1 protein-coding gene is annotated in these 458 nt (G+C 69.2%); it reads left to right on the top strand.

From position 1 onward, the window contains the following. A partial coding sequence (locus tag OZ411_RS43085; RefSeq protein WP_282532824.1) for a transposase occupies positions 1-458 on the top strand: 458 nt, incomplete at both ends.

Genomic DNA, 458 nt, shown 5'->3' with positions numbered 1-458 from the left:
GTGAAGCGCGAGCATGCCCGGCTGATGCTGGTGCGTGACCAGCTCAAGGCGCTGGAGCAGGCCCAGGCCGCTGCGCAGCCCGCACCGATGGCGAAGCGACGGGATCAGTTGCAGCAACTCAAGGCGCTTGGCCCGGCGTTTGCCACGACGCTGGTGCAGGAGGTGTTCTACAAGGACTTCCGCAACCGGCGCGAGGTCGCGAGCTACTGCGGCTTGGCGCCCAGTCCCTGGCAAAGCGGCGGCATCGACCGCGAGCAGGGGATCAGCAAGGCCGGCAACCGCCGCGCCCGCCACAAGACGATCGAACTGGCCTGGCTCTGGCTGCGCCATCAGCCGGACAGCGCGCTCAGCCGCTGGTTCCGCACCCGCACGGAGAACGCCGGCAAACGCGCCAAGCGCGTCGCCATCGTCGCCCTGGCGCGCAAGCTGATCGTGGCGCTGTGGCGCTATCTCACCAG

This window comes from Bradyrhizobium sp. Arg237L, assembly GCF_029990105.1.
Taxonomy (GTDB): domain Bacteria; phylum Pseudomonadota; class Alphaproteobacteria; order Rhizobiales; family Xanthobacteraceae; genus Bradyrhizobium.
The sequence above is the reverse complement of the archived record's forward strand: the minus strand, read 5'-3'. Positions and strand labels throughout refer to the sequence as shown.